Source organism: Kitasatospora sp. NPDC053057 (genome assembly GCF_044546945.1).
GTDB lineage: Bacteria > Actinomycetota > Actinomycetes > Streptomycetales > Streptomycetaceae > Kitasatospora.
In genome coordinates this window covers 167,734-180,230 of sequence record NZ_JBITZP010000007.1, presented here as the reverse complement: position 1 = coordinate 180,230, position 12,497 = coordinate 167,734, and the positions used below count along the sequence as shown (strand labels likewise).

Sequence of the window (12,497 nt, the reverse complement as noted above, 5' to 3'; positions counted from 1 at the left end):
GACCTCTGGGTCACTCGCTGATCAGCGGAGGCGGAGCACGGAGTCGTCCCGAAGCGCGGCCGTGACGCCGCCTTCGCCGCACTGCTTCGCACTCTCGGAGCTGATGGGTGGTTCGCCCGATGGGCCAGGGGCGTTCACCGGCTCGACGGATCGGACGCCCCGGAACTCGTAGACCGCGGTGTAGTCGGGCTGCGAACTCGGCCAGAGGAAGGTGATCTGGTCCAGGGAGTCCAGGGGCCTGGCGTCGAACAGCGTGAAGACGGTCAGTCGGGTGCCGTCGCTCGTCTCGTCGCGGGTGGCTCGGTACCGGTTCCCGGCCGTGTCCCGCACGGTGATGGGGCCGGTGCCGGCTTCGGCGAGGACCAGGGTGACGACCAGCGTGTCACCCTTGGCGACCGGGCTCGTGATCTGCAAGGACTCGCCGGTTGTGGCAGCCGCGTCGAGCGGGGAGGCGGCCACCTTGTCGCTGATCCGGCCGAGGTAGCCGCACCGATCCGGTGTCCGGGCACCGACCGGGAAGGACGGCTGGTCGCCGGTTGTGGCAGCTCTCCCGCCGGTGACCGGGGCGGCGGTCAGGGGCGTGGTCAGAAGGGCGGCGAGCAGACCGCTGACCGACAGTACGGGCCAGATGAGGCGCCGACGAGCGGATCGGTGGCGTCCCGTCCGATCGGGTTCCCGGAGCGCCTGCGGTGCCACGTCGGGTGCCGACGGCTCGACGGCGGCCTGCGAGGCCTGTGCCGGCGGCTCGACGGCGGCCCGCGAGGCCGGCGCCGGTGGCTCGGCCGACTGCTGCCGCACTTGGATGCGCTGCCAGGCGGACTGCCAGCGCGCGAGCTCCTCGGCGGGCGCGCCGAAGGCGGTGGCGAGGGCCAGCACCCGTTCCAGGGGCGGGAGACGGCTCCGTTGAGGGCTCATGTCCCCCCAGAGGGTGCTACGCGGAAGGCCGGTGCGGCGCTCGAGTTCGCGCAGCGACGGTTCGCCGGACCACGCCTTGAACGCCCGGAGCCGGCTCACGAACTCCTGCGCCGTGGTAGCTTCGCCCGGATCGGGCATGGTCGCCGGAGTCCGTTTCGGTAACCGGTCCGGATCCCCGTCCATGTCTCGCTCGGTCATCTGACCCCCCTTGAGTGATCGGTTCGATCGGCCGATCGCGGCGTGTGTGCCGGGGACCATCCTGGCCAACACCAACTGGTCACTCCATGGCGTTTGCTTGGCGTTCTATGCTGATCTGCTGTCAGGGGCCCGTCAGGGCCGCAGACCAGGAGTCACCGACGGGGGACGCGTTTCCGGCGCCCGGCCGTTCCTGCCGTCGTCGTTCCCGTGGATGACCACCCATCGGAGGCGATCGTGCTGGGGGATTTCGGAACGCTGCTGCGACGGTACCGGTACTCGACCGGGTGGACGCAGGAGGAACTCGCGGAACGGTCAGGCATCTCGACGCATGCGATCAGCGTGCTGGAGTCAGGGCGGCGGCAGCCTCGCCTGTCGTCGGTGGCGCGGCTGGCCACGGCCCTGGGGCTGGACCCGGCCGACCGTGACCGGCTGCTCTCCGCGGCACGCGGGGATTCCGAACCGCAGCCTGGCGGGGAGCCGGTCGAACGCGTGGTGCCCCGGCTGCTGCCGTACGCCGTCCCGGACTTCACCGGACGGCGCGGCGAGGTTGACCGGTTGCTGGCCCTGACCACCGGACCGGGCGGCGCCCGGGCCCGTCCGCTGGTGATCTCGGCCATCGACGGCATGGCCGGCGTCGGCAAGACCGCCTTGGCCGTCCACGTCGGGCACATCCTCGCCGGCCGGTTCCCCGACGGGCAGCTGTTCGTGGACCTGCGCGGTTTCACTCCGGACCAGCGGCCGCTCGAACCGGGCGCGGCGCTGGCGAGTCTGCTCCGGGCGGTCGGAGTCAGCGAGACCGCACTGCCGCTGCGCACCGAGGAGCGCGCCCAGTTGTGGCGCAGCCGGGCGGCGGGCAAGCGGTACCTGATCGTGCTGGACAACGCCGTCGACGCCGAGCAGGTCCGCCCGTTGATCCCCGGCGGCCCGCGCTGCCTCGTACTGGTGACGTCCCGGCGGCGAATGCCCGCACTGGACGGGGCGGTCGGCGTGCCCTTGGACGTGCTGAGCCATGACGAGGCCGTGGAGCTGTTCGCCCGGATCGTCGGCCCGGACCGGGTCGCGGGCCATGCCGCCACCGTGGACGAGATCGTCGCACTGTGCGGAAGACTGCCGCTGGCGCTGCGGATCGCCGCCGCCAGACTGGCTCATCATCCCGCCTGGACGCCCGTCGAGTTGCTGCAGCGGATCCGGCGTCCGCAGAAGTTATTGACCGAGCTCTCCAGCCACGACCAGAGCGTCGCGGCGGCCTTCGTGGACTCCCATCACGCCCTCACCCCGGCGCAGCAGCGCGCGTTCCGGCTGGCCGCGCTGCATCCCGGCGAGGACCTTACTGCGCACGCCCTCGCCGCCCTGGTCGATGCACCGCTGGACGAGACCGAGGAGCTCCTGGAGTCGCTGCACAACCACCACCTGCTGATCGAACGAACGGCCTTCCGGTACACCTTCCACGACCTGCTGCGCACCTTCGCCGGTGAACTGCTCGCCCGGGAGGAATCCGAACACCTCCAGCGGGCTGCGCTCATACGACTGTTCGACCACTACCGTCATGCCGCCGCCTCGGCGATGGACCTACTGGTCCCGCTGGAACGGCATCACCGACCGCAGCCACCCGCGCCCGGCGGTACCCCCCTGGTGTTCGCCGACCGGGCGGACGCGGAGGACTGGCTGACCAGGGAGCAGGCCAACCTGCTGGCTCTCACCCGCCACGCCACCGACGCCGACCTACCGGAGTACGCGGCGGACCTGCCGGCGATCCTCTGGCGCCACCTCAAGCGCCACATGCCCGCCCAGGAGGCACTCGGGCTGGGTGTTCGCGCCCTGCGGGCCACTCGGCAGCTCGGCGATCCGGCCGGTGAGGCGGCCGCGCTACGGCAGCTCGGGCTGGTCCAGTACCAGCTCGGCGACTTCCCGCAGGCGCTCGATCTCCTCCACCAGGCCCTGGCGATCCGGCGGAGGACCGGCAACCGCAACGGTGAGGCCCACGTTCTGGCCAATCTGGGCCTCACCCTGACCCGGATGGGGCGCCTGGAGGAGGCCCTCGACCACCTGCGGCGGGCGCTGTGGCTCAGCCGGGAGATCCCCGAGCCGGCGGTCGAGGCGATCGCGCTGATCAATCTGGGACCCACGCTGACCAGACTCGGACGGCTGCAGGAGGCCCTGGACCACCACCGTGAGGCGCTGGACTTCCACCGGCGCAGCGGCAACCGCCTCGGCCAGGCCATAGCGCTCAACCAGTTCGGCGAGCACCAGCAGAAGCTGCGACGCCATCCGGAGGCCCTCGACCTGTACCAGGAGGCGCTGGATCTGCACCGGGACCTCGGTGACACCTTCGGCCAAGCCGAGTCGCACACCCTGCTCGGCGATGCCCTGCTGGCCATGGACGCTCCGGCGAGCGCCCTTTGGCACTACCGGGCCGCGGTCGAGTACCTACCGCACACCGGTGAGCGGTACAACCTCGGCCGCATCCACCTCGGGCTGGCGCGAACGCTCCAGCGCCTGGGAGAACCCGGCACTGCTCGGAAGCACGCCGAACAGGCCGTCGAGATCCACACCTCGCTGAACATCCCCGAGGCGGACGAAGCCCGGGCCCTGCTCGACTCGCTGACGGAGTGAGCGGATCCGCACCGTTCGCCTCCTGTCGCGATGTGGCTGAAGCTGGGCAGTGGGAGCGGACCCGCACGGGCCCGCTCCCACCTCACTCACCGCACCTTGCTCAGTTGATCGGGCCGCACGCCCAGGTGTTGTTGTTGGCCGTGTCGATCAGGCACGCCTCCAGGCTCTGGCCCGGTCCGTCGTAGTACCACGGTGACGGGTCGCTGCTGGGGGTCGCGCCGGCGGCGCCCAGCCACTTCCAGGCGTTCCGGTCGAAGACACCGAACAGGCAGTGGCCGGGGTTGGCGGTCGGGACGATGTCCATGTAGTCGTGGGAGCCAGGCCCCACCACGATGTTCTCCACCGCCGCACAGCCGCCGGTACCGAACGGGAAGCTGCCCTCCGCGGTCTCGGCGGCCTGGGCCGAGGTCGCGCTCCCGATCCCGATCACGCCCGTCGCCACCGCGGCGATCGCGGCGGCGGCGAGGCGCTTCCTGGTCCTGGTGAATCGCATGGTGCTCCTCCAAAGGGTCGATTCCGCCCCGGGGCTGGCGCCGGGAACACCCCGAACCTCAGCAACCGGCGGAACGGAGAACAACCGGTCGAGCACCGTCTCGGACAGTCCCGGACGCTCCCGGACACCGTCCGGAGAGCGCCGGACACCCCCGGACCCGGTCCGCGTGCACAAGGCAAGCGGTGGTCACGTGATCGGGCGGACGAGTCCTGGCAGCTGTGCGGTCGTCCGGGCGGTCACGACTGCTGCGGCGCCATGGCGAGCCCCGCCGAACCGGCGCCGCGGCTGAGCACCACGGAGCGGATGTGTTCCAGCGCACGGGCCCAGTCGGCGCGGCCGGGGTTGCGGCGGACGGCCTCGCGCAGGTCGAGCACCCGGTAGGGCGGGCCGAGGTCGGTGATCTGCGGGACGAACTCGGCCCGGCTCACCGCCCACCGCTGCCCGGGACCGGCCGGCGGGCTGACGGTGAAGCGGGCGATCGAGCTCCAGTTGCCGCGCGGGTCCTCGGCGCCGTCGTAGGTGAACATGTGCCCGGCGAGCTGGTCGCCGAGGCCGTACACCGTCCAGGTGTCGCCGATCTTCTCGTAGGCCTGCGGGATGTGGGCGTGGGTGCCGAGGATCAGGTCGATGTCTGGCCGGCCCGGGCCCTGGCCGGCTTCGGACAACTCGCGGGCCAGGGTGAGCTGTTGCTCGTTGGGGGTGTCCTGCCACTCGGTGCCCCAGTGGATGCTGACCACCACCAGGTCCGCGCCGTCCGCCCGGGCGGCGCGGGCGTCGGCGAGGATCCGGTCCCGGTCGATCAGGTTGACGGCCCAGGGCTCGTTCTTGGGCAGCGGGATGCCGTTGGTGCCGTAGGTGTAGGCGAGTTGGGCCACCGTGGCACCGCCCGCCCGCAGCAGCGCGGGCCGCCCGGCCTCCTCGGCGGTGCGGGCGGAGCCGGTGTGGGCGAGGCCGACGGCGTCCATCGCGTCCAGGGTGCGCCGGATGCCGGCCGGGCCGTCGTCCAGGGTGTGGTTGGAGGCGGTGTCGCAGGAGGCGTACCCGGCGTCCTTGAGCGCCTTGGCGACCTGCGGCGGGGACTTGAAGGCCGGGTACCCGGTGTACGGGCCGCCGTCGGCGCCGTAGACGGTCTCCATGTGGCAGATCGCCAGGTCGGCCGCGCCGATCAGCGGTTTGACACCGGCCAGCATGGGGCCGAAGTCGTAACCGGAGCCGCCGGCGTCCTCCTTGGCCTGCTGGATGATCTCGGTGTGCGGCAGCACGTCGCCGGTGGCGAGCAGGGTGAACGCCCGCGGCCCGGTCGGGGTGGGGGTCGGGCTCGCCGAGGGGCTGCCGGGCGCGGTCCGCCCGGACGGTTGTGGGGCGCCGCAGCCGGGGAGGGCGAGCAGCAGGGCGAGGGCCGTGACGGCGGTCCGGCGGCGGGGGAGGGGCATGGTCGGCTCGTCTCACGATCGGAAGGTGTGACCAACCCTCCGACTATGCGGGCGACCGCTTCGCACGCCGTCGGCCCCACGCCCGCAGGTCACCCGGGGAGCCGTCGACCCCGAAAATAGTGACCACGCGTGACTCCTTGTGCACGGTCCGCTCGATGTGCTGACATATCCACGTCAATTTTGACGAGGGGTCGCGCGCGGCGCGTTCGGACCGCGCCATGCCGCGCTGCCCCTGCCTCCGTGGACGATCGAAGGGGAAGCCCATGCTGCTCCGCACAATGGCCGCCGCGGCCGCCGTCTCCGCCGCGGTGGTCGGCTCGCCGACCTTCGGCGGCGACGCGCTGCCGACCCCGCCGGACCGGATCGTCATCGACGTCGCGACCGTCAACGGCTCCGGCTGCCCGGTGGGATCGGCCGCCGTGGCCGTGTCGCCGGACAACACCGCCTTCACCGTGACGTACAGCAGCTACCTGGCCCAGGTGGGAGTGGGCTCGAAGCCGACCGACTTCCGGAAGAACTGTCAGCTCGACCTGCAGGTGCACGTCCCCCAGGGCTTCACCTACGCCATCGCCTCCGCCGACTACCGCGGCTTCGCCCACCTGGAGAACGGGGCGAGCGGCGTCGAGCGGGCCAACTACTACTTCCAGGGGGACCCCGGGACCACCTACCAGAGCCACCGCTTCGACGGCCCGACGGACGACAGCTGGCAGGCGACCGACAGCGTCGACGTCGCCGCCCTGGTCTGGGCCCCCTGCGGCGAGGAGCGCAACTTCAACATCAACACCGAACTGCGCGTCGCCGCCGGCACCTCGGACCCGGCCCACACCACCAGCTTCATGACGATGGACTCGACCGACGGCAGCATCAACACCGTCTACCACCTCGCCTGGAAGCAGTGCCCCTGATCCGCGAGCGCGCCCGGTCCCGGCGGTGCCCCGGCCGCCGGGGCCGCGGCGTGCCCGGAGGTGAGCGACCGTCAGAAAAGCGATCGCCTTTGCATGTTCATGTCGCTACAGTGCTGCGGGTCCCGGACCCCCACTCGGCAGACGGAGCGCCATGACCATCGCACGCAGGTCCATCCTCAAGGGCACATCGGCGGCCGGAGCCGCCCTGGTCGCGGGCGGCGCGGCCGCCCGACCGGCCTCGGCCTCCGACGGCCCGACCGACGGAAACGCCGACGGAAACGCCGACGGGCCGGCCGATGGATCGTCAGGCGGACAGGCCGACGGGCCCGCGAGCCCGCTGCTCCAGGCCCGCCCGCACCGGATCGGCACCCCCAGCGTCAGCGGCCTGCACCTGCAGTTCGGCACCGACCCCGCCACCGAGATGACCGTCTCCTGGATCACCCCGCAGTCCGTCCGCCGCCCGCAGGTCCGGCTCGGCTCGCCCGACGGCGGCCTCGGCAAGGTCGTCGAGGCCGAAACGCGCACCTACCGCGACGCCCTCGGCAAGGACGAGGTGTACGTCCACCACGCCAAGCTCACCGGCCTGCGCCCGGACACCACGTACCTCTACACCGCCGGGCACGACGGCACGAGCCCCGAGACCGGCAGCTTCACCACCGCCCCGCACGGCCGCACCCCCTTCACCTTCACCAGCTTCGGCGACCAGGCCACCCCCAACCTCCGCCGCCACCTGGTCTTCCCCGACGGCATGCCCTCACCGCTCGGCAAGTACCCGGTGTACACCAGCAGCCAGATCGGCTCCCCGTACGCCGCCGACATCGTCGCCGCCGTCGAACGCGTCGGCCCGCTGTTCAACCTGGTCAACGGCGACCTCTGCTACGCCTCCTACAGCGGCCGGCACGGCGAGAGCCGCACCGCCACCTGGGCCGACTGGTTCATCAACAACAGCCGCTCGGCCCGGCTGCGCCCCTGGATGCCCTGCGCCGGGAACCACGAGAACGAGAGCGGCAACGGCCCGATCGGCGCCGCCGGCTACCAGACCTACTTCACCCTGCCCGACTCCACCGCCGACCGCGACCAGGAGACCCGGGGCATGTGGTACGCCTTCACGGTCGGCTCGGTGCGCTTCATCAGCCTCGCCAACGACGACGTCGCCATCCAGAACTCCGGCGAGACCTATCTGCGCGGCTACTCCGGCGGTGCCCAGCAGCGCTGGCTGGAACGGGAGTTGCGCACGGCCCGGAGCAACCGGGCGATCGACTGGATCGTGGTCTGCATGCACCACCCGATGATCTCCAGCTCCAAGCACGGCTCCGGCAGCGACCTCGGCGTCCGCGAGGCCTGGTGCCCGCTGTTCGACGCCTACGGGGTCGACCTCGTGGTCAGCGGCCACGAGCACTACTACGAGCGCTCCCACCCCGTCCGCGGCACCCTGCCCAACGACACCCGCACCCCGGTGCCCACCGGCACCGACCCCCACCTCGCCGACACCGGCCGCGGCACCGTGCACATGGTCATCGGCGCCGGCGGGAACGCCGCCACCACCCAGGACGACCTGTTCGAACGCCCCCAGGGCCGGGTGGTCATCGGCCTGGAGGACAAGCCCGCCCCAGGCGCGCCCTACCGGGAGTCGATCTGGCTCACCGAGGACGCCCCCTGGGCCGCCTACCAGGACCGCACCAACACCCACGGCTTCGCCGCCTTCGAGGTCGACCCCGGCGACCGACGCGGCGGCACCACCACGATGCGCGTCACCTACTACACCTTCGACGGCCCCCACGCCGACCTCACCCCGGTCGACACCTTCACCCTCCACCGCCGCCGCACCGACGGCCACGACTGACACCGGAGGGCGGGACCCACCCGGGGACCCCGTAGGCCGGGCAGCCCCCTTAGCACGAGGTCGGGCCCGGTGCACCCGACGCACCGGGCCCGACCCGCCGTTCGGGGGACAGCGGCCCCTTTCCGGTGTGGCTCCGGGACCGGCGTCAGGAGCGCTCATCTATGAATTGACCGGCGGGTCCGGCCGGTGCGGCAGCGGCGTGGACGCCGCCTTTCCGATGTGCGCGTGTCCGACCGAGGGAGCTCCCGTGACCGACACCCCCTGTGCCACGGACCGCGGCCGCGGCGCCGCTGCCGTCCTGACCGGCCTGGGGGCGTGGCTGCCACCGCGCCGCGTTCCCAACAGCGAGCTGTGCACCCGCATCGACAGCTCGGACCAGTGGATCCGCGAGCGCATCGGCATCGCCGAGCGTCGCGTCGCGGAACCCCACATCTCCACCGGGGACATGGCGGTGGAGGCCGGGGCGCGGGCCATGGCCTCCGCCGGGATCGGCAGTGTGGACGCGCTGGTCCTGGCCTCCAACACCCCGGACCGCCCGTGCCCGGCCACGGCGCCGTGGGTCGCCCACCGGCTGGGCCTGCCCGCCGTGGCCGCCTTCGACGTCATGGCCGGGTGCTCCGGTTTCGTGTACGCCTGCACGGTCGCCGCCGGCCTGATCGCCTCGGGCGCGGCACGCCGGGTGCTCGTGGTGGGCGCCGAGACGATGACCGCCCTGGTCAACCCGCTTGACCGGGCCACCGCCCCGATCTTCGGCGACGGGGCCGGCGCCGTCGTCCTCGAAGCCGGCTCGCCGCACACCGAGGGCGCCCTGGGGCCGGTGGTATGGGGCAGCGACGGCTCCCTCGCCGATGCCATCGCCGTTCCCGCGGGCGGTGCGCGCGAGCGCCACCGGCGGGACCGGACGGCACCCGAGGAGCACTTCGTGCACATGAGCGGCAACGAGGTCTTCCGGCACGCGGTGCGCAGGATGACGGCGGCCGCGCGGGAGGCGGCCACCGAAGCCGGCTGGGTGGTCCGCGACGTCGACCGGCTGATCGCCCACCAGGCGAACCAGCGCATCACCGCCACGGTCGCCGACATGCTGGAGATCCCCGCGGCACGCGTCCCGTCGAACATCGAGGAGGTCGGCAACACCGCGGCCGCCTCCGTGCCGCTGCTGCTGGCCCACGCCGCCGACCAGGGGGAGCTGAAACCCGGCCACAAGGTGCTGCTGGTCGCCTTCGGCAGCGGCCTGGCCTGGGCTGCCACCACGCTGGTGTGGCCGGCCGGCCTCAGCGCCCGCCTGTCCTGACCCCGCCCGTCCCCGTCCGTCGGCCGCCGCGTTCCGAGCAGGCCGTCTTCCCACCGGAGGGAATCGCGCATGACGTTCGACCAAGTCAAGGAGATCCTGACGGACAGGTGCGGCCTGCCCTCCGCGCCCGTCACCCCCGACGCCCCCCTCGCCAGCGCGGGCGTCGACTCCATGGCCCTGGTGGTGCTGTCCATCCACCTGGAGGACCGCTTCGGAGTGGAGATCAGCGAGGATCAGCTGTCCGCCGCGACCTGCGTGGACGACATGGCCAAGCTCATCAGCCGGTACGCGGTGAGCCGTTGATGACCCATCCGTCCCCCGTCGAGGAGCTCCACCACCTGCGCTGGCGGGGCATGAAGTACGTCTGCCGGATCGTGCACACGGATCCGGGCACGGGGCACTGGCGCAGACCGCACTCGGTGACCGAACCCCTCCTGCTGCTCGGCGGCGCACTTCAGGACATGTACGCCTGGCCCCGCCTGGAGCGGCGCATCGCACCGCACACCCCGGTGATCCTGGCCGACCTGCCCGGCACGGGCACCGCGGACGACCTGCCCGAGGAGGAGGGCTTCGACACCCTGGCCGCCGCGGCCCTGCACCTGCTGGACGCCCTCGGCCTGGCCCGCGTCAACGTCCTGGGCGCCTCCTACGGAGCGCCGATCGCCTACCGGCTGGCCCAGCGCCGCCCGGACCGGATCAGCCGGCTGCTGCTGTCCGGCACCGCCCACCAGGTGACCGGCACCATGCGGGCGTTCCTGAGGGAGGCCGTCAGCCACATCGAAGGAACCGCTCCCGGACCCGGCGAGTCCCTGGACGACGCATGCCCGGCAATGGGCCCGTACGCCGACCGCCTGGTGCGCTACCTCGTCAACACCGACGAGCACCAGCGCGTCCAGCAGTCGGAGGCCGTGCAGCGGCTGCTGCGCAAACAGGCCCTGCGCACCACGTGGCGGCAGGCACGGCGGCACGCGGCGTGCCACCGCCGCGTCCTGGAACCGTCCCTCCTTCCGCAGGGCGGTGTCACCGGCGTCCCCGCACTGGTGTTCACCGGGGAGTACGACAGCACCACCCTCCCGCGGCAGAACCGGGAGGTGGCCCGCACCATCGCCGGCTCCACCCTGGTCCTGCTCAAGGAAGCCGACCACATGGCCCATCTGGAACGCGACGCCGAGTACGCCCACCTCGTACTCCGGTTCCTGCGCGACGAACCGCTCGACGGCCTGGACTTCGCCTACACCGCCTGAAACCCGGACGCGAGAGGGAACCCATGCCCAGGACACCCACCCGCCCGTGGCGACAGTGGCGCGCCGCAACGGAGCTGACCACCGGCCCGTCCGACGACGTGGAGAACGCCAGTCGGCGCTTCCTCCTCTACGGCGTGCTGCCCCTGTGGTTCGCACCGGCCGTCGGCGACTGCGGCGAGGAACTGCTGCGCTGCGCCCGCGCCGGCCGCCGCCGGGCGGCGGCGTGACGGTGCCCGCGGATCGCCCGGCGGTGTCGTGATTCCGGGTGAACGGGCGCGGCGCGTCGGTACGGTGCGCCGCGAACTCCCGGGGCGAGCGGTTAGGACGGGGGAATGCGTCTTCTTCCCCTGACCGCGCTCCTGGCGGTTCCGCTCCTCCTGTTCCCCGTCTCCGTGCCCGCCCAGGCCTCCCCGGGCGCCCCTCCCGAGCCCTTCGCCGCCGCGCCGCCCGACGGTTCGGCGGAGCCACTGCCCGAGTACCGGTACACCGGGGCCGGGTTCGACGCCTGCTCGGCTCCGCCGGCGGAGGCCCTGTACGTCTGGCGCACCGCCTCGCCGTACGGTGCGGTGAACATCTACAGCAGCGGCAGTCAGCGCGGCTGCGAGCAGCGCCGGCTGACGCCGCGGTGGGTCGCCGAGGTCCGGGCGATGGGGTGGAGGCTGGTGCCCACGCACGTCGGGCTCCAGGCGCCCTGCGCCGAGCGGCCGGACAAACCGCTGCGGATCGACCCGGACCGGGCCGAGGAGCAGGGCGCACAGGAGGCGGGCGAGGCCGCGGCGGCGCTGGGGGAGCTGGGCCTGGGGCCGGGCAGCCCGGTGTACCTCGACATGGAGGCCTACCCGGTGGGCGACGCGGTCTGCAGCCGGGCGGTGGTCGACTTCACCGTCGGCTGGACCAGGGCCCTGCGGGCGGCCGGCTACCGGTCGGGCTTCTACTCCAGCATGGATTCCGGCATCGCGGACCTCGTCGCCGCCGCCCGGGCCGGCCGTGCCCCGCTGCCCGACGCCATCTGGTACGCCCGCTGGGACGGCCGCCCCGCGACCAGCGGGCAGCCCGGGCTGCCCGACGAGCTGTGGGCCGGCCGCCGCATCCATCAGCACCGGGGCAGCGCCGACGAGACGTACGCAGGGGTGACCCTCAGCGTCGACCCCGATGCGCTGGACGGACCGGTGGCCGGCCCCTGAGCCACGACGCGCCGGGCGCCGTCCATCGGCGCGGCCCTAGGTGTTCTGTCCCGGGGCGTCGTCCTCGGGGGCGGGCGGCGTCGCGGGCTCCTCGGCGTCGCGGCACGCCCCACAGGCGTTCCAGTACGGCAAGAGCCGGCCGTCGATGGTGGTCCGGAGGGGTGCGAGTGTCATGTCGGAGGTGTCCAGGCCGCACAGGGTGAGCGGGCCGCAGACTCCGGAGGAGTCCGTAGGGGCGGTGTGCGCGAGGCGCACGGGGTTATCCGGGTCGGCCGGCTCCTGGCCGGTACCGAGGAGCCGGACATTGGTCGGAGTGTCGGGTTCGAGCACGGTGACGGTGTCCATCTCATCAACCTTGCCGCAGAAGCCGTACGTTGC

Annotated in this window: 12 protein-coding genes; 8 read left to right on the top strand and 4 right to left on the bottom strand. The window is 72.7% G+C overall.

Features of this window, described 5'->3' with window-relative positions; all coding sequences use genetic code 11:
• Positions 1–21: 21 nt before the first annotated feature.
• Positions 22–915 carry a hypothetical protein gene (locus ACIG5E_RS10905; protein ID WP_396532981.1) on the bottom strand — a complete coding sequence of 298 codons (894 nt, stop codon included), beginning with the start codon at positions 913–915 and terminating at the stop codon, positions 22–24.
• 405 nt (positions 916–1,320) lie between these two features.
• Here ACIG5E_RS10905 and ACIG5E_RS10900 point away from each other — a divergent pair, with 405 nt between their 5' ends.
• Positions 1,321–3,726 carry a tetratricopeptide repeat protein gene (locus ACIG5E_RS10900; RefSeq protein WP_396532980.1) on the top strand — a complete coding sequence of 802 codons (2,406 nt, stop codon included), beginning with the start codon at positions 1,321–1,323 and terminating at the stop codon, positions 3,724–3,726.
• A 100-nt stretch (positions 3,727–3,826) separates the two neighbouring features.
• On the opposite strand, the gene ACIG5E_RS10895 is transcribed toward ACIG5E_RS10900, so the two are convergent.
• Complete coding sequence (locus ACIG5E_RS10895) at positions 3,827–4,219, bottom strand: hypothetical protein (protein ID WP_396532979.1); 393 nt, start codon at positions 4,217–4,219, stop codon at positions 3,827–3,829.
• A gap of 236 nt (positions 4,220–4,455) precedes the next feature.
• A complete protein-coding gene (locus ACIG5E_RS10890; RefSeq protein WP_396532978.1) occupies positions 4,456–5,652 on the bottom strand; it encodes a CapA family protein in 1,197 nt (398 codons plus the stop codon).
• A 263-nt stretch (positions 5,653–5,915) separates the two neighbouring features.
• Between ACIG5E_RS10890 and ACIG5E_RS10885 the strand changes: the two genes are divergently transcribed.
• The 7 genes from ACIG5E_RS10885 (at position 5,916) to ACIG5E_RS10855 (ending at position 12,119) form a co-directional block, all read left to right on the top strand.
• Positions 5,916–6,557: a DUF4360 domain-containing protein gene (locus ACIG5E_RS10885; protein ID WP_396532977.1), complete on the top strand. Its 642-nt coding sequence runs from the start codon at positions 5,916–5,918 to the stop codon at positions 6,555–6,557.
• A gap of 151 nt (positions 6,558–6,708) precedes the next feature.
• A complete protein-coding gene (locus ACIG5E_RS10880; protein ID WP_396532976.1) occupies positions 6,709–8,400 on the top strand; it encodes a purple acid phosphatase family protein in 1,692 nt (563 codons plus the stop codon).
• Between the two features lie 247 nt (positions 8,401–8,647).
• Entirely contained in the window at positions 8,648–9,691 is a 1,044-nt protein-coding gene (locus ACIG5E_RS10875; RefSeq protein WP_396532975.1) for a beta-ketoacyl-ACP synthase III, read from the top strand.
• A 69-nt stretch (positions 9,692–9,760) separates the two neighbouring features.
• Positions 9,761–9,994 carry an acyl carrier protein gene (locus ACIG5E_RS10870; RefSeq protein WP_396532974.1) on the top strand — a complete coding sequence of 78 codons (234 nt, stop codon included), beginning with the start codon at positions 9,761–9,763 and terminating at the stop codon, positions 9,992–9,994.
• Entirely contained in the window at positions 9,994–10,935 is a 942-nt protein-coding gene (locus ACIG5E_RS10865; RefSeq protein WP_396532973.1) for an alpha/beta fold hydrolase, read from the top strand. Before ACIG5E_RS10870 ends, ACIG5E_RS10865 begins: the two co-directional genes overlap by 1 nt.
• A gap of 23 nt (positions 10,936–10,958) precedes the next feature.
• Positions 10,959–11,162 carry a hypothetical protein gene (locus ACIG5E_RS10860; protein ID WP_396532972.1) on the top strand — a complete coding sequence of 68 codons (204 nt, stop codon included), beginning with the start codon at positions 10,959–10,961 and terminating at the stop codon, positions 11,160–11,162.
• A 105-nt stretch (positions 11,163–11,267) separates the two neighbouring features.
• The gene (locus tag ACIG5E_RS10855) at positions 11,268–12,119 is read left to right on the top strand and encodes a DUF1906 domain-containing protein (RefSeq protein ID WP_396532971.1); all 852 of its coding nucleotides are present in this window, start codon (positions 11,268–11,270) and stop codon (positions 12,117–12,119) included.
• Positions 12,120–12,155: 36 nt separating this feature from the next.
• On the opposite strand, the gene ACIG5E_RS10850 is transcribed toward ACIG5E_RS10855, so the two are convergent.
• Positions 12,156–12,464, bottom strand: coding sequence for a hypothetical protein (locus tag ACIG5E_RS10850; protein ID WP_396532969.1), 309 nt, complete (start codon positions 12,462–12,464; stop codon positions 12,156–12,158).
• Positions 12,465–12,497: the final 33 nt, after the last annotated feature.

What these genes read in the sequence shown, in the direction of transcription:
- ACIG5E_RS10905 (WP_396532981.1), bottom strand. Translation starts at nt 915, where the DNA reads ATGAGCCCTCAACGGAGCCGTCTCCCGCCCCTGGAACGGGTGCTGGCC.
- ACIG5E_RS10895 (WP_396532979.1), bottom strand. Translation starts at nt 4,219, where the DNA reads ATGCGATTCACCAGGACCAGGAAGCGCCTCGCCGCCGCCGCGATCGCC.
- ACIG5E_RS10890 (WP_396532978.1), bottom strand. Translation starts at nt 5,652, where the DNA reads ATGCCCCTCCCCCGCCGCCGGACCGCCGTCACGGCCCTCGCCCTGCTG.
- ACIG5E_RS10885 (WP_396532977.1), top strand. Translation starts at nt 5,916, where the DNA reads ATGCTGCTCCGCACAATGGCCGCCGCGGCCGCCGTCTCCGCCGCGGTG.
- ACIG5E_RS10880 (WP_396532976.1), top strand. Translation starts at nt 6,709, where the DNA reads ATGACCATCGCACGCAGGTCCATCCTCAAGGGCACATCGGCGGCCGGA.
- ACIG5E_RS10870 (WP_396532974.1), top strand. Translation starts at nt 9,761, where the DNA reads ATGACGTTCGACCAAGTCAAGGAGATCCTGACGGACAGGTGCGGCCTG.
- ACIG5E_RS10865 (WP_396532973.1), top strand. Translation starts at nt 9,994, where the DNA reads ATGACCCATCCGTCCCCCGTCGAGGAGCTCCACCACCTGCGCTGGCGG.
- ACIG5E_RS10860 (WP_396532972.1), top strand. Translation starts at nt 10,959, where the DNA reads ATGCCCAGGACACCCACCCGCCCGTGGCGACAGTGGCGCGCCGCAACG.
- ACIG5E_RS10855 (WP_396532971.1), top strand. Translation starts at nt 11,268, where the DNA reads ATGCGTCTTCTTCCCCTGACCGCGCTCCTGGCGGTTCCGCTCCTCCTG.
- ACIG5E_RS10850 (WP_396532969.1), bottom strand. Translation starts at nt 12,464, where the DNA reads ATGGACACCGTCACCGTGCTCGAACCCGACACTCCGACCAATGTCCGG.